We start from the raw sequence: 24,508 nt of genomic DNA, 5'->3' as shown, positions 1-24,508 counted from the left end.
GGGCTCTGCCCCGGAAGGTCCGGAAGTCCCGGAAGGCGGCGCCCTGGCCGCCGGCGGCCATACCCCATCCGCCAGGACGCAGCGCCACCCCGCCCGCGGCGTTCCTTCGCCAGGGGCGACCCGGACGGGCGGCCCTGCGCTACGGGAGAAGCCGCGTGGAACCGATGAAGCCCATGAAGCCCATGAAGCCCATGGAACCGATGAAGCCGATGCGCCCGATGCACGGCAACGAGGCATGGTGGCCGAAGGAGCTTGGCGAGCCATCCTCCAGCGGCGGGCAGAACGGCATGCGGTACGCCTTCTTCCCGGAGAAGCGCCGCCTCGCGGTGGAGCAGGAGGGGCGTGTCACCCTCTACGACAGCGGCGAGCACGCCATCAGCGGCGTGTCGCAGGCGTCCGGCGGCGCGCCCCGCTTCACCGACGCCAAGGGGACGGTCCGGCTGGAGGACCTGCGCGCGCTCGGCTGATACGGACAGTGCGATGCGTTGGTCCGTGGTGGCGTGGGGGGTGCCGGTTCCCCGGGGGCAAGGCGCTGCCTCGCCCCCGTACCCCCACTCCGCCAGGACCCTGCGGGCCCTGGACCCGGTGGGCGCTGCCGCGCGGATGACTGCGACGGGGTCGCGGCGCCGAGGAGCCATGCTCCTCGGCGGGACCGGCCGCCGCACTCGCTGACGCCCTCTGAAAGCTTTCTTCAGAGTCCCGCCTGTCCGCGCTCCGTCAGGGTTCAGCCCGCAGGCTGACGGCAGCCATGAAGCACCAGACTCCCAGCGGGGACCGGGGCCCGCTTGTGGCCCCGGCAGGGGAGGGTCTGGGAGGGGACGGCGTCCCCTCCCGGCCCGCCGCCGGAACACCACAGCACGACCGGTCAGGCCATCGCGATGCGGTGTGAAGCGGCCGGGTCTGGACCGGCCGGCGGGGCGGGCCATCTCCCTGGCACCGGGCCGACCGGATCGCGCGGGCCGGGAACGGGGAGAGGGAAGCCCATCGCATGACGAAGCGTCGCCACCTGATGGCCGCGGGCCTCGCCGCGCCGGCCCTGCTTTCCCTGGCCGCGCGGCCGGGGCTGGCCCAGCCTGCACCGGCCTCCGGGCGGCAGGCCCCCGGCTTCTACCGCACGCGGATCGGCGCGTGGACGCTCTGCTCGCTCAGCGACGGATATGGCCGTCGCCCCAGCCCGACCGAGGGGTTCGTCCGCAATGCCACGGCGGACCAGGTTTCGGCCGCCCTGCGCGACGCCTTTCTGCCGGTCGAGCACCTGGATATCTCCTATACCGTTCCGGTGCTGGAGACCCCGGAGGGGATCACGGCCTTCGACATCGGCACCGGCGGCCAGCTCGGCGCCACGGCCGGGCGGCTGGCGGAGAACATGCGGGCGGCCGGGCTGGATCCGGCGCGGGTGACGCGCATCGTCTTCACGCATTTCCACGGCGACCACATCACCGGCCTGACCGATGCCGCGGGCACGGCGCTGTACCCCGCCGCCGAGCTGTACGTCCCCGAGCCGGAATGGGCCTACTGGATGGACGAGGCCACCGCCTCCCGCGCACCGGAGGCCATGCGCGGCGCCTTCGCCAACGTCCGACGCCGCTTCGCCGCCTATGATGGGAAGATCCGCCGGTTCCAGCCGGGAGCGGAGATCCTGCCGGGGATCCGCTCCGTCGCCACCTACGGGCATACGCCGGGCCATTCCTCCTTCGTCGTGACGGAGGGGGCGGACAGCCTGCTGATCCTGGGCGACATCACCAACCGGCCGGAGCTCTTCGTCCGCAACCCGGGCTGGCACGCCATCTTCGACATGGATCCGGTGCAGGCGGAGGAGACGCGGCGCCGCGTGCTGGACATGGCCGCCGCCGAGCGTCTCCGCATCGCCGGCTACCACTGGCCCTTCCCCGGGCTGGCGCATGTGGCGAAGGACGGGACGGGCTACCGCTACGTGCCGCTGCCCTGGTCGGGGGTGGTGTAGCGCGGGGCCCTTCCCTCCCCGGCCACCAGCCCCAGCAGCCGCAGCTTCAGGGGCGAGGCATCGGCGGGCCGGTGCACCAGCGCCAGCTCGGACCAGGCTTCCTCCGCCAGGGGCAGCAACTCCACCCCCGGCATGTCCAGCCGGGCGAGGCCCGCCGGCACCAGGCTGACGCCGAGGCCGGCGGCCACCAGCCCGATGACGCTGGTGACGCTGTCCACCCGCAGGCCGATGCGCGGGGCGAAGCCCGCCTGAGTGCAGAGCGTCCAGACGCGGTGCGCCAGGCCGATGCCGTGGGGGTCGCGCAGGGCGATGAAGCCCTCCTCCGCCAGCTCGGCCAGCGGCACCGGGCGCGGCAGGCGCGCGGCCAGGGAGAGCGGCACCGCCGCCAGCAACGCGCTGCGGGTCAGCGGGATGGGCCGTAGCTCCGGCGGCAGCGCGGCTGTGGCGTCGCGCAGCACGGCCACGTCCAGCCGGCGCTGCTCCAGGGCGGCGATCTGCGCCTCCACCAGCGCTTCTTCGAGATGCAGTTGCGCCTCCGGGACGAGGCGGCGGCAGAGGTGGAGCAGGCTGGGCAGGGCCGGCTCCAGCATGGCGGTGCTGACGTAGCCGATGTTCAGCACCCCCAGCTCGCCACGGGCGGCGCGGCGCGCGATGCGGACCGCGCGCTCCTCCTGCTCCAGCGCCGCCACGGCCTCCGGCAGGAAGGCGGCCCCCGCGTCCGTCAGGGCGATGCCACGGCCGGCGCGGCGGAACAGCCGCACCCCCGTCTCCCGCTCCAGGGCCTGGATCTGCTGCGTCAGCGCGGGCTGGGCGATGCCCAGGGCCTCGGCGGCGCGGCCGATGTGCAGCTCGCGCGCCGCGGCGACGAAGTAGCGGAAGCGCGGGGCAGCCATGGCGGAATGATAAGTTTTCATGATGAATTACGCCAGAGAGCGCCATTGATCGGGCGCCGGCAAGGGTGCGATCTGTCGGTAACCGGGGATGCGCCCCGGATCGCTTGTCGCGTCCTGGGGAGGATCATCGTGGATATCATGGCGGATACCGGGGCCCGCGCCCTGCAACGGGACCGGCAGAAGCTCGTGCAGCACGAGTTCATGATGCGGGACCGCGCGATCCACCCGCCGGCCTTCACGCCGATCTACAAGACCAGCGTGCTCCGCTCGCCGCGCCTGGCCCTGTTCTCGCTGCAGAACTCCCTGGCGGAGGTGACGGGGCCGGTCTTCGGGCACAACGAGCTGGGGCCCTTGGACAACGACCTGATCCTCAACTACGCCAAGGACGGGGAGCCGATCGGCGAGCGCATCATCGTCCACGGCCAGGTGCTGGACGAGAACGCGAAGCCCGTGCCCAACGTGCTGGTGGAGTTCTGGCAGGCCAATGCCGGCGGCCGCTACCGCCACAAGAACGACACCTACCTGGCGCCGATCGACCCGAACTTCGGCGGCTGCGGCCGCACCGTCACGGACGAGGAGGGGCACTACTCCTTCCGCACGGTGAAGCCCGGCGCCTATCCCTTCCGCAACTACGTGGATTCCTGGCGCCCGGCGCACATCCACTTCTCCGTCTTCGGATCGGGCTTCGTGCAGCGGCTGATCACCCAGATGTATTTCGAGGGCGACCCGCTGATCCCGCACGACCAGATCATGGCCACCATCCCGGACAAGGCCGCCGTGCAGCGGCTGATCGCCTCGCTCGACCTGCGCGCGGGCGTGCCGCTCGACAGCCTGGCCTACCGCTTCAACATCGTGCTGCGCGGCAAGCGCTCCACGATCTTCGAGAACAAGCTGCACTGGAACTGACGTCCATGCTCCAGGCGCTGAACTACCTCGGCGAGACGCCGTCCCAGACCGCCGGACCCTACGTCCATATCGGCCTGATCCCGCACCAGGCGGGCTTCGACATCTTCGAGAACAACCTCGGCCAGGAGATGCTGACGCCCGAGGTGAAGGGCGAGCGCATCACCATCGAGGGCCGCGTGCTCGACGGCATCGGCTCCTCCTGCAAGGACATCCTGCTGGAGATCTGGCAGGCCGATGCGGAAGGGCGCTTCAGCCACCCGGCCGACCCGCGCGCGGCGGAGGCCGACCCCGCCTTCCGCGGCTGGGGCCGCACCGGCACCGACTTCGCCACGGGGCTCTACCGCTTCGAGACGATCAAGCCCGGCCGCGTGCCCGGCCGCCGCGGGCGCAAGCTCATGGCCCCGCACATCAGCCTGTGGATCGTCGCGCGCGGGATCAACATCGGCCTCTCCACCCGCCTCTACTTCTCCGACGAGACGGAGGCGAATGCCGAGGACCCGGTGCTGAGCATGATCGAGCCTTCGATCCGGCGCGACACGCTGATCGCCCAGCGCAGCGAGCGGGACGGCAAGGTGGTCTATACCTTCGACATCCGCCTGCAGGGCGAGAGCGAGACGGTCTTCTTCGACGTCTGATGCCGGCCCCGGCTACCGCCCCTGGCGGGCGGTAGCCGGTTGCCCATCCTGACGCGGCCGCCCGCCCGTCCTATCTTTCCGGGAGCAGCGCCGGCCATCGCGGCCGGTGCCGGACCGGCCAGCCCGGTGCCGGCGGGTGCCGGTCGTGCCTGTGGCCGGGCCGCGTGCCCGGCTGGCGACAGCGGAGAGCAGCATGTACCCAGACGTCCAGCTTCTGATCGACGGCCAGTGGCGCGCGGCCTCGGGCGGCAAGACCATCCCCGTGCTGAACCCGGCCACCGAGGAGGTGATCGGCACCGTCGCGCATGCCGGCCGCGGCGACCTGGACGAGGCGCTGGCGGCGGCTGAGAAGGGCTTCGCCACCTGGCGCAAGGTCTCGGCCTTCGACCGTTCCAAGCTGATGCGCAAGGCCGCCGACATCCTGCGCGGCCGGGCGGATGCCATCGCCAGGCTGCTGACGCTGGAGCAGGGCAAGCCGCTGCCCGAGGCGAAGATGGAGGTGCTGGCCGGCGCGGACGTCATCGACTGGTTCGCCGAGGAAGCCCGCCGCGCCTACGGCCGCGTGATCCCGGCGCGGGCCGAGGGGGTGTACCAGCTGGTGGTGAAGGAGCCGGTCGGCCCCGTCGCCGCCTTCACCCCATGGAACTTCCCGATCAACCAGGTGGTGCGCAAGCTGTCGGCGGCGTTGGCCGCGGGCTGCTCCATCATCGTCAAGGCGCCGGAGGAGACGCCGGCCTCGCCCGCCGAGCTGCTCCGCGCCTTCGTCGAGGCGGGCGTGCCGGCGGGGGTGGTGAACCTCGTCTACGGCGTGCCGGCGGAGATCTCGGAATACCTCATCCCGCATCCGGTGATCCGCAAGGTAACCTTCACCGGCTCCACCCCCGTGGGCAAGAAGCTGGCCGCCCTGGCCGGCGAGCACATGAAGCGCGTCACCATGGAGCTGGGCGGCCACGCGCCCGCCATCGTCTTCGACGACGCGGATGTGGAGGCGGCGAGCCGCATCCTGGCCGGCTCCAAGTTCCGCAATGCCGGGCAGGTCTGCGTCTCGCCCACGCGCTTCCTGGTGCAGGAGAAGGTGTTCGACCGGTTCGTGGACGGCTTCGTCGCCGCGGCGAAGCAGGTGAAGGTCGGCAACGGGCTGGAGGAGGGGGTGACGATGGGCCCGCTCGCCAACGACCGCCGCATCCCCGCCATGGAGGCGCTGCTGGGCGACGCCCGGCAGAAGGGCGCGGAGGTCCGCACCGGCGGCGAGCGCATCGGCAACAAGGGCTACTTCTTCGCCCCCACGGTGGTGACAAACGTCACCCGCCAGATGCGCGTGATGAACGAGGAGCCCTTCGGCCCGATGGCGCTGATGGTCCCCTTCCGCGACTTCGACGAGGTGGTGGAGGAGGCGAACCGCCTGCCCTTCGGCCTCGCCTCCTACGCCTTCACCCGCTCGGCGAAGACGGCCCAGGCCATCGCGTCCCAGGTCGAGGCGGGGATGATGACGATCAACCACCTGGGCCTTGCCCTGCCCGAGGTCCCCTTCGGCGGGATCAAGGACAGCGGCTACGGCTCCGAAGGCGGGTCGGAGGCGATCGAGGCTTACCTGAACCCGAAGTTCGTGTCCCAGGCGGGGCTCTGACCCCGGCCCGCGGCGCCGGCCCCTGACGCGGGGCCGGCGCCGCTTTCCCTATCGGCCTTCCCCCCCCGGCCCCGCCCAGTGGCGGTCCGGGCGCATCGCGGCCTCGCCCGGGGGGCCATTCTTCACCGGCCTGCAACCGAAGCGCGAAGAGACTGGACATCCGCGGGGTCGCCGCGGAGAGAATGGACGATTCCAGCCCGGAAGGATGGACGCTTGAACGACGACTCTCCGCTCGCCGCACCGCCGGCTCCCGCGACGACGCCGGAGGCGTCCTCCGAGGCGGAGGCGTTGCGCCGCTGCATCCTGGACAAGCTGATCTACGAGGTCGGCGGGAATCCGGAGCGGGCCAGCGCGCGCGACTGGTTCCTCGCCGCCTCCCTGGCCACGCGCGACCGGATCGTGGACCGCTGGCGCGCCTCCAACGCCCAGGCGGTGGAGCAGGGGGAGAAGCAGGTCTGCTACCTCTCCCTGGAATTCCTGATCGGCCGGCTGCTGGCCGATGCGCTGGGCAACCTCGGCCTGACCGGGACGATGCGGGAGGCACTGGCCGGGCTGGGGGTGGATCTGGACCGGATCTTCCGGGAGGAGCCGGACGCGGCGCTGGGCAATGGCGGCCTCGGCCGTCTGGCCGCCTGCTTCATGGAGAGCATGGCGAGCCTGCGCATCCCCGCCTATGGCTACGGCATCCGCTACGAGAACGGCCTGTTCCGGCAGCTGATCCAGGACGGGCAGCAGCGGGAGGTGCCGGAGGACTGGCTCTCCTTCGGCAACCCCTGGGAGTTCGAGCGCGCGGGCGTCGCCTATGACGTCGGCTTCGGCGGCCATGTCGCCGCCCAGCCCACGGGCGACGGGGGCACGAAGCTGGCCTGGCATCCGGGCGAGGTGGTGAAGGCCATCGCCTACGACACGCCGGTGGTGGGCTGGCGCGGCGCCTGGGTGAACACGCTGCGGCTCTGGTCGGCGCGCGCGGTCGACCCGCTGCAGCTCGACGCCTTCAACCAGGGCGACCATGTCGGTGCCCAGGCGGCCCGGGTGAGGGCGGAGGCCATCTCCCGCGTGCTCTATCCGGGCGACGAGACCCCGGCGGGGCAGGAGCTGCGGCTGCGGCAGGAGTACTTCTTCGCCTCCGCCTCGCTGCAGGACCTGCTGCGCCGCCACCTGCGCCAGTATGGCGAGGTCGGCAACCTGGCCGAGAAGGCCGCCGTGCAGCTCAACGACACCCATCCCGCGATCGGCGTGTCGGAGCTGATGCGGCTGCTGGTGGACGAGCATGGCGTGGCCTGGGAAGGCGCCTGGGACATCACCCGCGCCACCTTCTCCTACACCAACCACACCCTGCTGCCGGAGGCGCTGGAGACCTGGCCCGTCTCGCTGATGGAGCGGCTGTTGCCGCGCAACATGCAGATCATCTACCTCATCAACGCCCGCCACCTGGACAAGGCGCGACGCGACGGGGCGGGGGATGCGCTGCTCGCCTCGGTCTCGCTGATCGACGAGCAGCACGGCCGGCGGGTGCGGATGGGGCACCTCGCCTTCATCGGCTCGCACCGCATCAACGGCGTCTCCGCGCTGCACACCGGGCTGATGCGGCAGACGGTCTTCGCCGAGCTGAACCGCGTCTACCCCGGGCGGATCGTCAACAAGACCAACGGCATCACCTTCCGCCGCTGGCTGCTGCGCGCCAACCCGGCGCTGACGGCGCTGCTCGTCGACGCGCTGGGCGAGGGCGTGCTGGACGATCCGGAGCAGCTGGAGCGGCTGGCCCCCTATGCCGACGATGCCGGGTTCCGGGAGCGCTTCGCCGGACAGCGGCGTACCGCGAAGGAGGCGCTGGCGCGGATCGTGCGCGAGCGGACGGGGGTGGCGGTGGATCCCGCCGCGCTATTCGACGTGCAGATCAAGCGCATCCACGAATACAAGCGCCAGCTCCTGAACATCCTGGAGACGGTGGCGCTGTACAACGCGATGCGGGCGCAGCCGATGGCAAGCTGGGTGCCGCGGGTGAAGATCTTCGCCGGCAAGGCGGCCGCCAGCTACCATCAGGCGAAGCTGATCATCCGCCTGGCCAATGACGTCGCCCGCGTCATCAACAGCGATCCCACCGTGCGCGGGCTGCTGAAGGTCGCCTTTCTGCCGAACTACAACGTCTCGCTGGCGGAATCGATCATCCCGGCCGCCGACCTGTCGGAGCAGATTTCCACCGCCGGCATGGAGGCCTCCGGCACCGGCAACATGAAGTTCGCCCTGAACGGCGCGCTGACCATCGGCACGCTGGACGGCGCCAACGTCGAGATCCTGGAGCGCGTCGGCCAGGAGAACATCTTCATCTTCGGCCTGACCGCGGCCGAGGCGGGCGAGCGTCGGCGCAAGGGCTTCGACGCCCGGGCTGCCGTGGCGGCCTCGCCCGCGCTCGAGGGCGTGCTGGACGCGGTCGCCTCGGGCGTCTTCTCGCCGGAGGAGCCGGCGCGTTACCGCGGGCTGGTGGCCGGGCTGCTGGACCATGACAGCTTCCTCGTCACGGCCGACTTCGACGCCTACTACGCCGCCCAGCGCGAGGTGGCGGCACGCTGGACCAACCCGGCCGCCTGGTGGCGCAGCGCGGTGCTGAACACCAGCCACGTCGCCTGGTTCTCCTCGGACCGGACGATCCGGGAATACGCCGAGGACGTCTGGGGGCTGCCGCCTCGCTGACGCGGTCGGCGCGATGGGCTGACGGCAGCCATGGGAGGCCGGGGCCGGCCAAGGGGCCCCGGTGGGGGAACAGCAATGCGCTACGCGGCCTCATCGCAGGCATGAATGCGACGGCCGTCATCCCATCCAACCGGTCCCGCAAGATCGCCATCCCGCACGACACCGTCCTCTACAGCCAGCGCAACCGCATCGAGCGATGCTTCAACCGCCTAAGCTCGACTTTGGCCATTTGAGCTGAGGAGAGGCGGCGGAGCGGGTTGACTGGGTAAGGTGGTCGCGTCCCCGCCAAGAGACGCCGCCATGCTCTGCCTGCCGACCCGCTTCGCCGCGGTGATCCTGAGCTTTGCGCCCCTCTTTTTCCAGCGGAGTTGGCGTTGCGCGGAGGTGCTGCTGATCGGGACCATTCTGGCGCCGGGCAAGCGCACGGTGACGAGCCTGCTCCGTGTCACCGGGCTCGCGCGAGAACGGCGCTTTGTGAACTACCATCGAGTGCTCAGCCGGGCGGCTTGGAGTTCCCAGGCGGCGTCGCGCCTCCTGCTGAGCCACCTGATCGAGGCCTTTGCGCCGAGAGGGCCGGTGGTGCTGGGCATCGACGACACCATCGAGCGCCGCCGCGGCAAGCGGATTTCGGCGATGGGCATCTGCCGCGACCCGGTGCACTCCAGCCACGGGCACTTCGTGAAGGCCTCTGGCCTACGCTGGATTAGCCTGATGCTGCTGGCACCGATCCCCTGGGCCGGGCGGGTCTGGGCGTTGCCCTTCCTCACTGCACTGGCGCCCTCGGAGCGGTACTGCCGGGTGCGGGGCCTCCGGCACAAGAAGCTCACCGACTGGGCACGCCAGCTGGTGGTGCAGGCCCGTCGATGGCTGCCTGGGCGGGATATCGTTGTCGTCGGTGACAGCGGCTTCGCCGCCCTGGAACTGCTGGCCTCCCTGACCCGCCACAAGGTTACCGGCATCACCCGCTTGCGCCTCGATGCGGCGCTCTACGACCCGGCGCCACCCCGGCTGCCCGGGACCAATGGATGACCCCGTACCAAAGGCGCTCGGCTCCCAAACCTGTCCGAGGTGCTGAGGGATGGCGACACGCGCTGGCAGGCGCTGCAGATCCAGGGCTGGTACGGTGAAGGCGAACGCGAAGTCGAGATCTGCACCGCGACCGCCGTTTGGCGCCACGGCGGGATGCCCATCGTGCCGATCCGCTGGGTGCTGATCCGCGATCCCCAGCGCCGGTTCAGCCCGCAGGCCCTGCTGTGCACCGATCTCCACCGCGCGCCCGAGCAGATCCTGGGCTGGTTCGTCCAGCGCTGGCAGTTGGAGGTCACCTTCCAGGAGACCCGCGCCCACCTCGGCGTTGAGACCCAGCGACAGTGGTCGGACCTCGCCATCGCCCGCACCACCCATGCCTGCTCGCGCTGTTCTCCCTCGTCACCCTCCTGGCTGCCCGGCTCAAGTCTGCGGAACAAGAAGCTGCGGCCAGCAGTGCCTGGTATCGCAAACCACGTCCAACCTTCAGCGACACCCTCGCCGCCGTGCGACGTTATATCTGGCGAGAGCAGGGTTTGCTCACGTCACGGCGCAGCACCCACAGCGCAAAACCCCGCCCAGCCCTACAACGCGCCTTGGCCTATGCCATCTGCCACGCCGCGTGACAGCTAAAGTCGAGGTAAGCACCGCTGTGGCAGGCCTTATCCGAGGGCTGCGCCGATCCATCTGCGCCGCGCCCGAACGCCGCCACGATGCCCGCATTGCCGCCGAGGGATCAGCGCCCCGCCTCGATGGCCGTCCCGCCTCCATGGCGGGCCGTCTTCCGCATGGCGGAAAACATGGTGCCGCCCTGCCCCTTCCCGGGACATGCCGGCAGGCCGAACATGCCGCCCCGGGACAGCAGCCCGGGCAGAGGGAGAGCCACATGGCGAGGACCGCGGCATGAGCAGCCGGCAGACCGTGGTCATCGCCACGCCGCTGGAGGCGGAGCACGTCGCCGCCCTGCGCGAGGTCGCGCCCGACCGGCTGGAGGTGCTGCACGAGCCGGACCTGCTGCCGCCCACGCGCTACGTCGCCGACCACAAGGGCGCGCCCTTCACCCGCGACGCGGCGCAGGAGGCGGCGTGGCGGGCGCTGCTGGCCCGCGCCGACATCCTGTGGGACTTCCCCCCGGCCGAGCTGCTGGACGCCATGCCGAGGCTGCGCTGGATCCAGGCGACCAGCACGGGCGTCGGGCCCCTTGCCGCCCGGCTGCGCCTGGCGGAGCGCGGCATCACCGTCACCACCGCGCGCGGGGTGCATGCCGGGCCGCTGGCGGAATGGGTCTTCATGGCCCTGCTGCAGCACGTGCGCGGGCTGGACCACCTGCGGCGGGAGCAGGCGGCGCGCCGCTGGGTGCGCTATTGCGGCGAGGATCTGGCGGGGCGGACGCTGCTGCTGCTCGGGGCGGGCGACCTGGCGCGCGGCTGCGCCCGCATCGGCAAGGCCATGGACATGCGGGTGGTGGCCCTCGCCCGGCACCCGGAGCGGGAGCGCGCCCATGCCGCGCTGTTCGACCGCGTCGCACCCGTCTCCGACCTGCTGGCCCTGCTGCCGGAGGCGGATGCGGCGGTCGTCACCGTGCCGCACACGCCCGAGACGGAGGGCCTGTTCGGCGCCGCCGCCTTCGCCGCCATGCGGCCCGGCGCGGCCTTCGTGAACATCGGCCGCGGCGCCGTGGTGGACCATGACGCGCTGCGCGACGCCCTGCGGTCGGGGCATCTGGGCTTCGCCGCGCTGGACGTGACCGAGCCGGAGCCGCTGCCGCCGGAGGACCCGCTCTGGGGCATGCCCAACCTGCTCATCTCCCCGCATTCCGCCAGCACCGTCTCCCGCGAGAACGCCCGCATCGCGGCGATCTTCCGCGGGAACCTGTTGTCCTGGCTGGACGGGCGGCCGGATGCCATGCGCAACATCCTGCCGCCCGGGCAACTGTACTGACCGGCGGCGCGGAAGGATAAGGATGCCATGAGCCTCGTGCGACGCTTGGCCCTCGGGCTCTCCCTGCTGGCGGCCGGGCCGGCGCTGGCGCAGAACCTGTCGATCGGGATCCAGTCGCCGCCCAGCACGCTCGACCCGCACTGGCTGCTGAACCTGTCGAACACCGGCGCCCTGCGGAACATCTACGAGACGCTGGTCGCGCGCGACGCGAAGATGCAGCTGCGCCCCGCCCTCGCCGAGTCCTGGCGGGTGCTGGACGACACGACCTGGGAGTTCAGGCTGCGCCCCGGCGTGCGCTTCCACGACGGCGCGCCGCTGACCTCGGCCGACGTCGTGGCCTCCCTCCAGCGCGTGCCGAACGTGCCGGGCAACCCGAACCCCTATACCGTCTACCTGGCGGGGGTCACCGGGGTGGAGGCGGTGGACGACCTCACCCTGCGCATCCGCACCGCCGGGCCCGCGCCGATCCTGCCGACCAACCTGACGCAGATCTTCATCGTCCCGCGCTCGGTCGCGCAGAAGGGGAACGCCGAGTTCAACAGCGGCGAGGCCGCGATCGGCAGCGGTCCCTTCCGGATGGTGAGCTGGTCCACCAACGCGCCCCTGGCCATGCGGCGCAACGATGCCTGGTGGGGCGGGCCCGTACCGTGGGAGACGGCGAGCCTCGTGCCGATCCCCGTCGACAGCGCCCGCGTCGCCGCCCTGCTGGCCGGGGATGTCGGCTTCATCAACAACGTCCCGCTGCAGGACGCGCCGCGCATCGGCGGCGACGCGCGCTTCGCCCTCTTCGCCGGACCGTCCATCTATGCGGCCAACCTCTATGTCGATGTCGAGCGGCCGAACCCCCCCGGCGTGGAGGCGGAGGGCCGCAACCCGATGCGCGACGTCCGGGTGCGCCGCGCCATGTCGCTGGCCCTGAACCGGGAGGCGATGGCACGGCAGATCATGGACGGCTACATGGATCCCACCGACCAGCCGGCGCCGCCCTTCATCTTCGGCGCCCTGCCGGATCGCCCGGTCCCCGCCCAGGACCTGAACGCGGCCCGCAGCCTGCTGGCCGAGGCGGGGTTCCCGCAGGGCTTCGGCCTGAACCTGTTCTGCTCGCCCAGCCGGACGCCGCGGATCTGCCAGGCCATCGCCGCCGCTTGGACGCGCATCGGCATCCGCACCACGGTCGAGGTGGTGCCGCAGGCCACCTTCCTCACCCGCCGCAACAAGCGCGAGTACGGCGCCTTCGTCACCGCCTTCGGCTCGCTGACGGGCGAGACCTCCTACCTGCTCGGCTCGCAGCTGCATTCCGCCGGGACGGTCCCGGGCCTCGGGACGCTCAACTTCACCGGCCTCGGCTCGCCCCGGACGGACAGCCTCATCCAGCGCGCCCGCGCGACGCTCGACGACGCAGAGCGGGCGCAGCAGCTCCGGACGCTGATGCAGACGACGGTGGACGAAAGCCTCATCATCGGCATCGGCCTGCTGCGCTCGGTGAGCGCCGGACAGGCCGGGCTGGCCTACCAGGCGCGGGCGGACGAGGAGATCCTGGCGGTGGAGATCAAGCCGCGCTGACCGACTCCGCCCCACCGGGCCGGCCGGACGCAACGGGCCGCTTCGGGGAACTGCCTGGCCTGGATCATACGGATAGCCTGGTGCGCTGACCTCTGCCGGCGTGGCGCCCGTTTCCCCCGGGGGCAAGGCGCTGCCTCGCCCCCGATACCCCCACTCCGCCAGGACCCTGCGGGCCCTGGACCCGATCAGCGCTGCCGCGCGGATGATTGCGATGGGGTCGAGGCGCCGAGGAGCTTGGCTCCTCGGCGGGTACGGCCGCCGCACTCGCTGACGCCTTTGATGTTTCTTTCAGCGTCCCGCCTGTCCGCGCGCCGTCAGGGTTGAGCCCGGAGGCTGACACCCACCGGAAGCACCAACTCCCAGCGGGGACCGGGGCCCGCTTGTGGCCCCGGCAGGGGAGGGTCCGTGGAGGGGACAGCGTCCCCTCCCGGTCCGCCGCCGGAACACGACAGTACAACGGGTCCGATCGTCCCGCCGTCGGGATCAGGCCCCTTGTCCGTGCCGCGCCAGCACGCGGTCCACGAAGGCCCCGGCCGCGCCGAGGTAGTTCGCCGGCTCGGTCAGGCGCTCGATCTCCGCGCGGTCCAGCTTCCCCGTCACCGCGGCGTCGCGGGACAGGGCCTCGGCGAGCGGGACGTGCTCCTCCAGCGCCACGTCGCAGGCATGGTGGACGGCGTCGTGGGCGGCGCCGCGGCCGAGCTTCGGGGCGAGGCCCATCATCACCGCCTCCGCCACGATCAGGCCGCCGGTGGCATCGAGGTTGCGGCGCATGCGGGCGGCATCGACCGTCATGCCCTCGGCGATCAGCAGCGCCTGGGCCAGCGCGCCGTGGGTGAGGTTGAAGGTCTGGGGGATGGCCAGCGCCTCGGCCTGCCAGGGGCCGGTGCCGCGCTCGTGGTCGTCCGCCATGGCCGCCATCACCTGCGGCACCAGCGCGTGGACGCCGCGCGCCTGGGCGAGGACGTACTCGCAGGCGATCGGGTTGCGCTTCTGCGGCATGGTGGAGGAGCCGCCCCGGCCGGGGGCGTGCGGCTCGAACACCTCCGCCACCTCCGTCTGCATCAGCAGCATGATGTCGGTCGCGATCTTGCCCAGCGCGCCGCAGAGCAGGCCGCAGAAGCCCACCGCCTCCGCCACGCCGTCGCGGGCGACGTGCCAGGGGATGTCCGGCTCGGCCAGCTCCAGCTCCTCCGCCAGCGCCTTCGCCACCTCCAGGCCACGGTCGCCCAGCGAGGCCAGCGTCCCCACCGCGCCGCCGAACTGCACGCGCAGCAGGCGGGGGCGGAGCTGCTCCAGCCGCTCGCGCATGGTCAGCAGCGGCGAGAGCCAGACGGCGACCTTGTAGCCGAAGGTCACCGGCAGGGCGTGCTGGAGGTGGGTGCGCCCGGCCATCACCGTGTCGCGGTGCAGCCGCGCCTGGGTGGCCAGCGCGTCGCAGACGCGGTCGAGGTCGCGCCCGATCAGATCCAGCCCCTCGCGCAGGCAGAGCACCAGCGCGGTGTCCAGGATGTCCTGCGTCGTCGCGCCCCAATGGGTCCAGCGCCCCGCCTCCGGCCCGGCCAGCGCCGTGAGCTGCTTCACCAGCCCCACCACCGGATAGCCGGTATTGCGGGTGGAGGCGGCGAGCGCCGCCATGTCGATGGCCTCGATCCGGGCGGCGGCGCTGATGGCGGGGCCGGCGCTCTCGGGAATGATGCCGAGGCGGGATTCGGCGCGGGCCAGCGCCGCCTCCACCTCCAGCATGCGGGCGAGCCAGGCGCGCTCGCCCACCGCGGCGCGCATCGCGTCCGTGCCGTAGAGGACGCCGAGGACGGCGCCGTCGGCGGGGTTCGTGCTCATGCGGAGGCGGCCTCCATCTCCCGCAGTGTCTCCTTGGCCAGCTTCAGCGCGTGGTTGGCCGTAGGCACGCCGGCATAGGCGCCGACCTGGAGCAGCACTTCCGCGATCTCCTCCGGCGTCACGCCCGTGTTGCGGGTGGCCTTCACGTGCAGGACGAACTCGCCCTCCCGCGCCAGGGCGGCGGTGATGGCCAGCGTCAGCAGCGAGCGGGTGCGGCGCGGCAGGCCGGGCCGGGTCCAGATGCCGCCCCAGACGTTGCGCGTGATGTACTCCTGGAAGGGGGCGTCGAGCGGGGTGATGCCGGCGCTGGCCCGCGCGACATGCGCCTCGCCCAGCACGGCCTTGCGCACGGCGAGCCCGGCGGCGTAGGGGTCCTCCGCCACGGCCTCGGCCGCCAGCGCCTCCTGGGTGCGGAGGTGGTCGGAGAGCGCGGCGGTGACCGCCTCCGCCGCCTCGAAGGTCGGGATATGGGCGACGCCGGGGATCACCACCAGCGAGGCGCCGGGAATGGCGTCGCGGATCGCCTCGGCGGCGCTGACGGGGCTCGCCTGGTCGCGCTCGCCCACGATCACCGTGGCGGGGCAGGCGATGCGGCCGGCCAGGCTGTCCCCCCGCGCGACATGCAGCGCCTCGGCGGCGGCGGCATAGCCCTCGGGCTCGGTGGAGAGCAGCATCCGGCGCAGCGCCTTGGAGGAGGCGAGGTCGTGGTCCACCACCCAGCGTGCCATCACCGCGTCGGCGATCGCTGCCATCCCCTCGGCCCGCACGGTCGCCGCGCGCTGCGACCAGAGGTCGAAGGGCGGGAATTCCAGCGCCGTGTCGCACAGCATGAGCGAGGCCACCCGCGCCGGCGCCAGCGCCGCCAACTCCATGGCGATGCGTCCGCCGATGGACAGCCCGGCGACATGCACCCGGTCCAGCCCCAGCGCGTCCAGCAGAGCCACCAGGTCTCCGGCGAAGCCTGCCATGCTGCCGGGGCCCGGGGTGACGGTGCTGAGGCCGTGGCCGCGCAGGTCAGGGCGGATCACCCGGTAGCGGCGGGACAGGCTGGCCGCCTGTTCGTCCCAGACGCGCAGGTCGGTGCCCAGGCTGTGCAGCAGCAGCACCGGCAGGGCCGAGGACTCCGGCCCCTCCACCACGACATGCAGCTCCGCCGCCCCGCAGTTCACGAACATCGCGTTCCCCTTCCCACCTCGCCTGTCACCGCGGCCCCGGGGACCGCCAGCGGGGGCGGAATGTGCCCCGCCCGGGGGATGGGGGGAAGCCGGACGAGAGCGCTTGCGGCCCGGGAGAAAGGGTGCAGCCTTCCCCGTAGCCGAGGGGAGAGCCATGCGTCCGATCATCCTGCCGGAAGCCCTGGACTTCGACACGCCCGGACGGCGTGACCACTGGGTGGCCCTGCCGCAGGACTCGATCTGGGGCGACCATCTGATCCCGCTGACCATCCTGGTCGGGCCGGAGGCGCGGGCGGGCGAAGGGCTGGTGGCCTTCGGCTCCACCCATGGCAACGAGTACGAGGGGCCGGTCGCCCTGCGCCACGTCCTGCGCGGCCTCGACCCCGCCCGGGTGCGGGGACGGATCGTGATCGTGCCGGTGCTGAACCCGGCGGCCTTCCGCACCGGCACCCGGGATTCGGTGGCCGAGGACGGGGTGAACCTGAACCGCGCCTTCGTCCCCGGGGCGGGCGCGGCGCCGCTGGGCGGCATCACCCACCGCATCGCCGCCTTCGTGCGGCAGTACCTCTGGCCGCAGGTGAGCGTCGTGCTGGACCTGCACGCCGGCGGGCAGGTGGCGCGCTTCCTGCCCTGCGCCAGCTTCCATGCGGTGGCGGACCCGGTGCAGCACGCCCTGATCGAGGCCACGGCGCGGGATTTCGGCGCCCCCGCCATCCTGACCTACCAGAACGAAACCCCCGGCCTGCTGACCAGCGAGGCGGAACGGCTGGGCAAGGTCACCGTCGGCTGCGAGCTGGGCTGGGGCGGGGCGGTGCAGCCGGCGGGCGTGGGCTTCGCGCGCCGCGGCGTCCTGGCGGCGCTGGTCCGCCACGGCCAGTACGCAGGGGATCTGCCGCCCCCCGTGCCGGGGCAGCGCCACCTGTCGATGGTCGAACGCGCCTGCTTCGTCCCGGCACCCTTCGCCGGGCACTACGAGCCGCTGCGGGACTGCGGCGCCGAGGTGCGCCAGGGCGAGGCGGTCGGGCTGCTGCACGACTTCGACCGCATCGACCTCGACCCGGAGCCGATCCGCGCCGGATGCGACGGGGTGGTGGTGGCCCAGGCCTGGGGCGCCCCGGTGCGGGCCGGCCAGCACGTGCTGGTGGTGGGCACCGTGGTGCCGCCACGCCGGGACGGCTGAGCCCCCTTCGGCCAGGATGGCGTCTGCTCCCGGCGCGGCGCGTGTTGCTGCCGCCGGACCGGGGGGAGGCGCTGCCTCGCCCCCGGGACCCCCCTCCGCCGGGGCCACGAGCGGACCCCGCTGGGAGTCTGGCGCCGCGTGGTCGGTGTCAGCCTGCGGGCGGCACCCGGGGAGAACGCGGACAGGCAGGGCACCGAGGAAGAATCAAAGGCCGCGCGTGCTGCGGCCGCCGTCGCCGGGGAGCGATGCGCCCCGGCGTGCGACGCGTCCGTGAAAGGGGGTCCAGGGGCTCTGCTCCTGGCGGATGGGGGGTCCGGGGGGCAAGGCGGAGCCTTCCCCCCGGCGCGGCCGGCCATCCGGCGCCCCCGCCAGGGGAACGCGCCATCCTGTGGATCAGGCCGCCGGCGGCCCCGCGCCCATGGCCTGCGACAGGGCTGCCGCGGCCCCGCGCACCGCCTGCTCGATGTTGGTGCGGATGGTGTCCGGGCCGAACTGGGCCGAAGGTCCGGCCACGCTCAGGGCGGCGATCGTCATGCCGTCGGCGCCCCACACGGGTGCGGCGCAGGAATCCACGCCGGGCTCGTAGGCGGAGGCGCTCCAGGCGCAGCCGCGGGCCGCGTCCTCCGCCAGCAGCGCGGCCAGCGCGGCATGGGTGGCCGGCGAGCGCTCCGTGGCCCGGGCCAGGGGGTCGGGGCCGAGGAGGGCGCGGCGCTCCTCCGGCCCGCGCCCTGCCAGCAGCAGGCGTCCGGGCGTGGTCAGGTGGGCCGGTACCCGGCTGCCGATGCGGATGTGGCTGACCAGGGGCGTGTCCGGCATCTCCCGCGCCAGATAGAGCGCTTCGCCGCCGCTGAGCACGACGAGGTAGGCGGAGAGGCCGGTCCGGGCCGCCAGCCGCGCCAGCACCGGCCGGGCCAGGGAGACGAGGTCGCGCGAGGCCAGGGCCGAGGCGGCGAGCCCCAGGAAGCGCAGCCCCAGCCGGTGCTCGCCGCCCCCGGCGCGCTCCAGCACGCCTTCATGGGCCAGCGTGTCGAGCAGCCGGGCGAGGGTGGCGCGGTTGATGCCGGTGCGCCGCGCCGCCTCGCTGAGGTTGCCGGTCTCGCCGCCGGCCGCCACGTATTCCAGCAGCCGGATGGCCCGCTGCACCGGCGAGATCAGGTGCTCCGGCGCCTCCTCGGCCGTCTCCGCCACGGGCTCAGGCCGCCGCGGCCGGGGGCGGGGCATCCAGCGGCACGGTCCAGGCATCGTAACCGTAGACCCAGTCGGCATTGCCCCCCGCCCGCAGCCAGGCATTGCCGCGGGAGCCGATCTGGATCGCCGCGGTGCGCTCCATCCGCGCGCGCTCGTAGCGGGCCAGGGCGGCGGGGATGTCCGCCTCGCCCTCGATCAGGCAGCGGGCCAGCACGATGGCATCCTCCACCGCCATGCCGGCGCCCTGGGCCATGAAGGGCATCATCGGGTGGCAGGCATCGCCCAGCAGGGTGATGCGGCCGCGCGACCAGGCGGGCAGCGGGTCGCGCTCGTACAGCGCCGTCTTCAGCACGCTGTCGCAGCCTTCCAGCAGCGCCCGCGCCTCGGGATGGTAGCCGGCGTACTCGGCGCGCAGCTCCTCGACGCTGCCCTGGGTGGTCCAGGACTCCTCGTGCCAGCTCTCCTGCGGCGTGGTGGCGAAGATGAAGGTCTCGCGCCCCGCGCTGATGGGGAAGGTGACGATCTGGCTGGCGGGGTTCGGACCCCACCACTTGGTGAAGCGGTCCAGGCCGGGCAGGTCCAGCCGCTCCCGGGGGACCACGGCGCGGTAGGCGACCACCCCGGTGAAGCGCGGGCTCTCCGCCCCGAACAAGGCGGCGCGGACCACGGAGTGGATGCCGTCGGCGCCGACCAGCGCGGCGACCGTCGCCTCCCGGCCGTCGGCGAAGGCGAGGCGGACGCCTTCGGCCGTCTCCTCGATCGCGGTGGCGCGGTGGCCCAGGCGGATGACCTCGGCCGGCAGTGCCTCCTCCAGCGCGCGCAGCAGGTCGGCGCGGTGCAGGGTGAGCTGCGGGGCGCCGTACTTCGCCTCCGCCTCGCCGGACATGGCGAGGACGGAGGTCTCCTCCCCCGTGTCCCAGTTGCGGCTGACGCGGTGGGTGGGGCGGGCGCCGTGCTCGCGCAGCGCCGCGCCGATCCCGAGCCCGTCCAGGGCCCGCACGGCATTGGGCGTCAGGTTGATGTCGGCGCCGACGCGGGAGAACTGCCGCGCCTGCTCGAAGACCAGCACGTCGCGCCCGGCGCGCTGCAGGGCGATGGCGGCGGCCAGGCCGCCGATGCCGCCGCCGATGATGCCGATGGGGGACGCGCCCATGCCGTTGCTCCCTGCTGGCGGCGGCGCCGCCCTTGATCCAGTCAGATCATAAATGAACGATACGATCAAATATGTACCGACCCCGCGTGGCGCCCGTCAACCTGTTTCCGCGCCGGCCATCCGCCCGGGCGGGCCAGCCCTGGCAAAGCGGGGCCGGGATGGCCATGCTGCGGCCCCTTCGCCGCCGCGCCGCCACCGGCCCATGGCCAGACCGGAACCGCCCCATGACCGATGCCCCCCCGAACGATGACCTGGCCGTCCGGCTCGACGCCCTGCAGCCCGAGCTGGTCGCCATCCGCCGCGACATCCACGCCCACCCGGAAACCGCCTTCGAGGAGAGCCGCACCGCCGCGCTGGTCGCCGGCAAGCTGCGCGAATGGGGGCTGGAGGTCACGGAAGGGCTGGGCGGCACCGGCGTGGTGGCGACGCTGAAGGGCCGGCGTCCCGGCCAGCGCGCCATCGGGCTGCGCGCCGACATGGACGCGCTGTTCATCCCCGAGGCGACGGGCAAGCCCTATGCCTCCACGGTCGAGGGCAAGATGCATGCCTGCGGCCATGACGGGCACACCACCATGCTGCTGGGCGCTGCCAGGGTCCTGGCCGAGGACCCGGATTTCGGCGGCACCGTCGCCTTCATCTTCCAGCCGGCCGAGGAAGGGCTGAAGGGCGCCCCGGCCATGATCGAGGACGGGCTGTTCGACCGCTTCCCGGTGGACGCGGTCTACGGCATGCACAACATGCCGGACCTGCCGGTCGGCCGCTTCGCCATCCGCCCCGGCCCGTTCATGGCGGCGGGCGACCGCTGGAAGGTCACCTTCCGCGGCACGGGCGGCCATGGCGGCGCGGCGCCGCACCTGTCGGTGGACCTGACCGTGCTGCAGGCGCAGTACATCCTGGCGCTGCAGACCATCGTCAGCCGCAACGTCGCGGCGGTGGATTCCGCCGTCATCAGCGTCGGCGCGGTGCAGGGCGGCGCGCTGGGCTCCACCAACGTCATGCCCGCCGAGGTCGTCCTGGGCGGCACCAGCCGCACCTTCACCCCCGCCATCCGCGAGCTGGTCGAGCGCCGCATGCGCGAGCTGGCCGAGGGGCTGGCCGCCCTGGCCGGCGCCACGGTGGAGTTCGAGTACAACAAGCCCGGCATCCCGCTGGTGAACCACGCCGAGCAGACCCGGATCGCGGCCGAGGTGGCGGCCGGCCTCGTCGGCGGCGACAAGGTGGACGAGAACGCCGTCCCCACCACCGGCGGCGAGGACTTCGCCTACATGCTGGAGCGGAAGCCCGGCGCGTTCATCTTCATGGGCAACGGGGCCGGCGGCGCGACCTCCGAGGGGCTGCACACGCCGAACTACGACTTCAACGACGACGCCATCCCCTACGGCATCCGCTACTGGGTGTCCCTGGTCCGCCGCGAGATGGGCGAAACCGGGGCATAGCCGGGCCGTCGCGCGCCGCCCAGGACGAATCAAGGGCCGCGCGGGCCGGGGCCACCGTCGCCGGGGAGCGGAGCTGCCCGGTGCAGGGCGCGTCCGTGGAAGGGGGTCCAGGCGCCCTGCTCCCGGCGGATGGAGGGTCCGGGCACGGCGCGCCACAACGCTGCTGCCTTGATGGTGTAGTGATCCTGTCCGCGGGGCGATCCGGGCTTTTCTCGGGGGGCCGGGGCGCCGATACCGGGGTTCGATGTTCGCAGATCTGCCGCATACCCTTCTTGCCATCGCGACGCTGCTGGTCGTGGTCAGCGCGATCCAGCCGCTCGCGCACCGCCTGGCGCTGTCGGACACGGTCCTGCTGGCGGTGGTGGGGATCGTCATCGGCGGCGGCGCGACGCTGCTGCTGGAGAGCCCCTACATCCATGCCTTCGACAAGATCGCCGAGACGCTGATCCACTTCCCGGTCAACGCCGAGGTCTTCCTGCTGATCTTCCTGCCGCTGCTGGTCTTCCACGGCGCGCTGTCGATCGACGTGCGGCGCCTGGCGCGCGATGCCGCCCCGGTCCTGGTGCTGGCGGTGGTCGCCGTGCTGGTCACCACCTTCGCCATCGGCTTCGCGCTGCAGCCGCTGGCCGGGCTGCCGCTCGCCTCCTGCCTGATGCTGGGGGCCATCGTCGCCACCACCGACCCGTCCGCCGTGGTGGGCATCTTCCGCTCGATCGGCGCCGATGCGCGCCTGACCCGGCTGGTCGAGGGGGAGAGCCTGCTGAACGACGCGGCCGCCATCTCCATCTTCAGCATCCTGCTGGCCCAGGTGACGGGGCAGCACCCGGCGGGGCTGCTGGCCTCCTTCGGCACCTTCCTGAGCTCCTTCCTCGGCGGTCTGGCCTTCGGCTTCGTGCTGGCGCGGCTGACGGTGGCGGCCATGCCGCTGCTGGACCGCAGCCGGGTGGCGGAGGTCTCGCTGACCCTGGCGCTGCCCTACCTGGCCTACCTCATCGGCGAGGAGGTCCTCGGCTTCTCCGGCGTGGTCGCGGCCGCGGCGGCGGGGCTGACCGTGGGCGCGGTCGGACCTTCGACCCTGCGGCCGCGCAACTGGTCCTTCCTGCAGGATGTCTGGACCCAGATCTCCTTCTGGGCCAGCTCGCTCGTCTTCATCCTCGCCTCCATGCTGGTGCCCAAGCTGCTGCTCGGCGCCACGCTGTGGGACGGGGTGCTGCTGGCGGCGCTGGTGATCGCGGCCATGCTGGCGCGGGCGGCGGTGCTGTTCGGCCTGCTGCCGCTGCTCGCCCGCTGGGGCCTGTCGCAGCGCGTGCCGCGCCCCTTCAAGGTCACCATCCTCTGGGGCGGCCTGCGCGGCGCCATCACCCTGGCGCTGGCGCTGGCGGTGACGGAGAACCCGGCGGTGCCGCCCGAGGTGCAGCGCTTCGTGGCCATCGTCGCCACCAGCTACGTGCTGCTGACCCTGCTGGTGAACGGCACCACGCTGCGGCCCCTGGTGCGCTTCCTGAAGCTCGACCGCCTCTCCCCCGCCGACCAGGCGCTGCGCAACCAGGTGGTGGCGATCGGGCTGGGGGAGGTGCGCGACCGGCTGCGCCGGACGGCGGCCGAGTTCGGCTTCTCCGCCCCCGCCACGGGGCACGTGCTGTCGCTCTACGACCGCCGCGTCAAGGTCGCGACCGCCACCAACACCTTCGACACGGCGATCGGCGACCGGGAACGGGTGACGCTGGGGCTGATCACCTTCGCCTCCCACGAACGGTTCGTGCTGCTGGAGATGTTCCAGGACCAGGGCCTGTCGCAGCGGATCATGGAGAACCTGCTCTGGACGGCGGAGAGCATGATCGACGGCGCCTGGGCGGAGGGGCGGCTGGGCTACATCAAGGCCGCGCGCCAGCGCCTGCGCCCGCCCCTGCGGCTGGTCGTGGCGCAGTGGCTGCACCGGAACTTCCGCATCGACGCGCCGCTGATGCACTGCCTGGCCGAGCGGTTCGAGACGCTGCTGCTGACCCACCTGGTCTCCGTCGCGCTGGACCGCTTCATGCGGCGGCGGATGGAGCCCGTGCTGGGGCAGCGGGTGACGGAGGTGGTGGGCGACATCGTCGCCCGGCGCGAGGACCTGTTGCACGACGCGATGGACACGCTGCGCCTGCAGTACCCCGGCTATGCCGAGGCGCTGGAGGCGCGGATGCTGCGCCAGATCGGGCTGCGGCTGGAGGCGGAGGAATACGCCAACCTGCGCCGCGAATCCCTGATCGGCGAGGAGCTGCACGAGGAGCTGGGCCGTGGCCTCGACGATCTGCGCGAGCAGGTCGGGCGGCCGCTGAAGTTCAACCTGCGGGCCGGGCTGGACAACCGGATCAAGGAGTTCCCCGTCTTCGCCGGGCTGCAGGAGGCGGTGCTGCACGACCTGGCGATGACCCTGACCAGCCGCTTCGTCACCCCCGGCGAGCGGCTCTGGCGCCCGGGCAGCCGCGTGGGCTCGGTCTACTTCGTCAGCTCCGGGGCGGTGGAGGTGACCGTCGGCGAGGAAGAGCTGACGGTCGGCCCGGGCGAGATCCTGGGGGAGGCGGAGGCCCTTTCCGGGGCGCGCCGCCGCGTCAGCCGGGCGCGGGCCGTCAGCTTCAGCCACCTGCTGGAGCTGCGCGTCGAGGAGTTCCGCCGCCTTCTGGCCGAACTGCCGGACCTCGCCGCCCGGATCGAACGGGTGGCCGCGGCGCGGGCGCCGGCCATGACCCCGGATGCGCTCGGGCCAGCGCCGGAGGTGGTGCCGGGCGAGGCGCTGCGGCAGGCAGGCCTGTCCTCGGTCTGATCCGGGTGGCGGCGCGAGGGGGGGCGCCCGTGGCCCGGGGGCAAGGCGCTGCCTCGCCCCCGTACCCCCACTCCGCCAGGACCCTGCGGGCCCTGGACCCATTTGGCGCTGCCGCGGGACAGCCTGCGACGGGGTCATAGCGCCGAGGAGCCATGCTCCTCGGCGGGTACGGGGTCCGCGCTCGCTGACGCCTTCTGGGCTTCTTCTGGAGTCCCGCCCGTCCGCGCTCCGTCAGGATTCAGTCCGCAGGCTGACGCCCACCGCGAAGAGCCGACGCCCAGCGGGGATCGGGGCCTGCTTGTGGCCCCGGCGGAGGGGGGCAGGGGAAGGCGGCGCCTCCGCCCGGTCCGACGCCTGAACACCCGCAACGACTTCCGGCGCGATTGCGAACCGGCGGAAATCCGCCTCTATTGCCTCACCGCTCGCCTCCGGCTGGCCGGCCACCGCTCCGGGACCGCGGCCGGGGAGTGGCGGCCGACGGGATGC

At 72.7% G+C, this 24,508-nt stretch carries 18 protein-coding genes; 13 read left to right on the top strand and 5 right to left on the bottom strand.

Features of this window, described 5'->3' with window-relative positions; all coding sequences use genetic code 11:
• Positions 1 to 182 precede the first annotated feature (182 nt).
• Positions 183 to 467 carry a hypothetical protein gene (locus tag LPC08_RS21450; RefSeq protein WP_230450263.1) on the top strand — a complete coding sequence of 95 codons (285 nt, stop codon included), beginning with the start codon at positions 183 to 185 and terminating at the stop codon, positions 465 to 467.
• Between the two features lie 521 nt (positions 468 to 988).
• Positions 989 to 1,963 (top strand): MBL fold metallo-hydrolase, encoded by a 975-nt coding sequence (locus tag LPC08_RS21445; RefSeq protein WP_230450262.1) that lies wholly within the window; start codon positions 989 to 991, stop codon positions 1,961 to 1,963.
• Here the strand turns inward: LPC08_RS21445 and LPC08_RS21440 are convergent.
• Complete coding sequence (locus LPC08_RS21440) at positions 1,930 to 2,856, bottom strand: LysR substrate-binding domain-containing protein (protein ID WP_230450261.1); 927 nt, start codon at positions 2,854 to 2,856, stop codon at positions 1,930 to 1,932. The genes LPC08_RS21445 and LPC08_RS21440 overlap by 34 nt on opposite strands.
• A 138-nt stretch (positions 2,857 to 2,994) precedes the next feature.
• On the opposite strand from LPC08_RS21440, the gene pcaH reads away from it, so the two are divergent.
• The 8 genes from pcaH (at position 2,995) to LPC08_RS21400 (ending at position 13,245) form a co-directional block, all read left to right on the top strand.
• Positions 2,995 to 3,762, top strand: a complete 768-nt coding sequence (gene pcaH, locus LPC08_RS21435; RefSeq protein ID WP_230450260.1) for a protocatechuate 3,4-dioxygenase subunit beta — start codon at positions 2,995 to 2,997, stop codon at positions 3,760 to 3,762.
• 5 nt (positions 3,763 to 3,767) lie between these two features.
• Positions 3,768 to 4,397, top strand: a complete 630-nt coding sequence (pcaG, locus tag LPC08_RS21430; protein WP_230450259.1) for a protocatechuate 3,4-dioxygenase subunit alpha — start codon at positions 3,768 to 3,770, stop codon at positions 4,395 to 4,397.
• Between the two features lie 193 nt (positions 4,398 to 4,590).
• Positions 4,591 to 6,024, top strand: coding sequence for an NAD-dependent succinate-semialdehyde dehydrogenase (locus LPC08_RS21425; RefSeq protein ID WP_230450258.1), 1,434 nt, complete (start codon positions 4,591 to 4,593; stop codon positions 6,022 to 6,024).
• A gap of 213 nt (positions 6,025 to 6,237) precedes the next feature.
• Entirely contained in the window at positions 6,238 to 8,715 is a 2,478-nt protein-coding gene (locus tag LPC08_RS21420; protein ID WP_370643262.1) for a glycogen/starch/alpha-glucan phosphorylase, read from the top strand.
• Between the two features lie 300 nt (positions 8,716 to 9,015).
• Positions 9,016 to 9,744 carry an IS701 family transposase gene (locus LPC08_RS21415; RefSeq protein ID WP_230450257.1) on the top strand — a complete coding sequence of 243 codons (729 nt, stop codon included), beginning with the start codon at positions 9,016 to 9,018 and terminating at the stop codon, positions 9,742 to 9,744.
• A gap of 39 nt (positions 9,745 to 9,783) precedes the next feature.
• The gene (locus LPC08_RS21410; RefSeq protein ID WP_230450256.1) at positions 9,784 to 10,374 is read left to right on the top strand and encodes a hypothetical protein; all 591 of its coding nucleotides are present in this window, start codon (positions 9,784 to 9,786) and stop codon (positions 10,372 to 10,374) included.
• 270 nt (positions 10,375 to 10,644) lie between these two features.
• Entirely contained in the window at positions 10,645 to 11,682 is a 1,038-nt protein-coding gene (locus LPC08_RS21405) for an NAD(P)-dependent oxidoreductase (RefSeq protein ID WP_230450255.1), read from the top strand.
• Positions 11,683 to 11,709: 27 nt separating this feature from the next.
• The gene (locus LPC08_RS21400; protein ID WP_230450254.1) at positions 11,710 to 13,245 is read left to right on the top strand and encodes an ABC transporter substrate-binding protein; all 1,536 of its coding nucleotides are present in this window, start codon (positions 11,710 to 11,712) and stop codon (positions 13,243 to 13,245) included.
• 483 nt (positions 13,246 to 13,728) lie between these two features.
• Here LPC08_RS21400 and pcaB read toward each other — a convergent pair whose 3' ends face one another.
• Positions 13,729 to 15,084, bottom strand: coding sequence for a 3-carboxy-cis,cis-muconate cycloisomerase (gene pcaB, locus LPC08_RS21395; protein ID WP_230450253.1), 1,356 nt, complete (start codon positions 15,082 to 15,084; stop codon positions 13,729 to 13,731).
• The gene (pcaDC, locus tag LPC08_RS21390) at positions 15,081 to 16,259 is read right to left on the bottom strand and encodes a bifunctional 3-oxoadipate enol-lactonase/4-carboxymuconolactone decarboxylase PcaDC (protein WP_230450252.1); all 1,179 of its coding nucleotides are present in this window, start codon (positions 16,257 to 16,259) and stop codon (positions 15,081 to 15,083) included. Before pcaDC ends, pcaB begins: the two co-directional genes overlap by 4 nt.
• Before the next feature lie 154 nt (positions 16,260 to 16,413).
• Here pcaDC and LPC08_RS21385 point away from each other — a divergent pair, with 154 nt between their 5' ends.
• Complete coding sequence (locus tag LPC08_RS21385; RefSeq protein WP_230450251.1) at positions 16,414 to 17,439, top strand: M14 family metallopeptidase; 1,026 nt, start codon at positions 16,414 to 16,416, stop codon at positions 17,437 to 17,439.
• A 393-nt stretch (positions 17,440 to 17,832) separates the two neighbouring features.
• Here the strand turns inward: LPC08_RS21385 and LPC08_RS21380 are convergent, their stop codons facing one another.
• Positions 17,833 to 18,627: an IclR family transcriptional regulator gene (locus tag LPC08_RS21380; protein WP_230450250.1), complete on the bottom strand. Its 795-nt coding sequence runs from the start codon at positions 18,625 to 18,627 to the stop codon at positions 17,833 to 17,835.
• Positions 18,628 to 18,631: 4 nt separating this feature from the next.
• A complete protein-coding gene (locus tag LPC08_RS21375; protein WP_230450249.1) occupies positions 18,632 to 19,780 on the bottom strand; it encodes an FAD-dependent monooxygenase in 1,149 nt (382 codons plus the stop codon).
• A 224-nt stretch (positions 19,781 to 20,004) separates the two neighbouring features.
• Between LPC08_RS21375 and LPC08_RS21370 the strand changes: the two genes are divergently transcribed.
• Positions 20,005 to 21,216 (top strand): M20 aminoacylase family protein, encoded by a 1,212-nt coding sequence (locus LPC08_RS21370; RefSeq protein WP_230450248.1) that lies wholly within the window; start codon positions 20,005 to 20,007, stop codon positions 21,214 to 21,216.
• A gap of 244 nt (positions 21,217 to 21,460) precedes the next feature.
• On the top strand, positions 21,461 to 24,022 hold the full coding sequence (locus LPC08_RS21365) for a cation:proton antiporter domain-containing protein (protein ID WP_230450247.1): 2,562 nt from the start codon (positions 21,461 to 21,463) through the stop codon (positions 24,020 to 24,022).
• The last annotated feature ends 486 nt before the right edge of the window (positions 24,023 to 24,508 follow it).

Source organism: Roseomonas sp. OT10 (assembly GCF_020991085.1).
Taxonomy (GTDB): domain Bacteria; phylum Pseudomonadota; class Alphaproteobacteria; order Acetobacterales; family Acetobacteraceae; genus Roseomonas; species Roseomonas cutis.
The sequence above is the reverse complement of the archived record's forward strand: the minus strand, read 5'-3'. Positions and strand labels throughout refer to the sequence as shown.

Bases quoted from the DNA above. Each gene is read 5' to 3' on its own strand.
- LPC08_RS21415 (WP_230450257.1), top strand. From the start codon at position 9,016: ATGCTCTGCCTGCCGACCCGCTTCGCCGCGGTGATCCTGAGCTTTGCG.
- pcaG (WP_230450259.1), top strand. From the start codon at position 3,768: ATGCTCCAGGCGCTGAACTACCTCGGCGAGACGCCGTCCCAGACCGCC.
- LPC08_RS21405 (WP_230450255.1), top strand. From the start codon at position 10,645: ATGAGCAGCCGGCAGACCGTGGTCATCGCCACGCCGCTGGAGGCGGAG.
- LPC08_RS21375 (WP_230450249.1), bottom strand. From the start codon at position 19,780: ATGGGCGCGTCCCCCATCGGCATCATCGGCGGCGGCATCGGCGGCCTG.
- pcaB (WP_230450253.1), bottom strand. From the start codon at position 15,084: ATGAGCACGAACCCCGCCGACGGCGCCGTCCTCGGCGTCCTCTACGGC.
- pcaH (WP_230450260.1), top strand. From the start codon at position 2,995: ATGGCGGATACCGGGGCCCGCGCCCTGCAACGGGACCGGCAGAAGCTC.
- LPC08_RS21370 (WP_230450248.1), top strand. From the start codon at position 20,005: ATGACCGATGCCCCCCCGAACGATGACCTGGCCGTCCGGCTCGACGCC.
- LPC08_RS21450 (WP_230450263.1), top strand. From the start codon at position 183: ATGAAGCCCATGGAACCGATGAAGCCGATGCGCCCGATGCACGGCAAC.
- LPC08_RS21400 (WP_230450254.1), top strand. From the start codon at position 11,710: ATGAGCCTCGTGCGACGCTTGGCCCTCGGGCTCTCCCTGCTGGCGGCC.
- LPC08_RS21365 (WP_230450247.1), top strand. From the start codon at position 21,461: ATGTTCGCAGATCTGCCGCATACCCTTCTTGCCATCGCGACGCTGCTG.
- LPC08_RS21385 (WP_230450251.1), top strand. From the start codon at position 16,414: ATGCGTCCGATCATCCTGCCGGAAGCCCTGGACTTCGACACGCCCGGA.
- LPC08_RS21425 (WP_230450258.1), top strand. From the start codon at position 4,591: ATGTACCCAGACGTCCAGCTTCTGATCGACGGCCAGTGGCGCGCGGCC.
- LPC08_RS21445 (WP_230450262.1), top strand. From the start codon at position 989: ATGACGAAGCGTCGCCACCTGATGGCCGCGGGCCTCGCCGCGCCGGCC.
- pcaDC (WP_230450252.1), bottom strand. From the start codon at position 16,259: ATGTTCGTGAACTGCGGGGCGGCGGAGCTGCATGTCGTGGTGGAGGGG.
- LPC08_RS21440 (WP_230450261.1), bottom strand. From the start codon at position 2,856: ATGGCTGCCCCGCGCTTCCGCTACTTCGTCGCCGCGGCGCGCGAGCTG.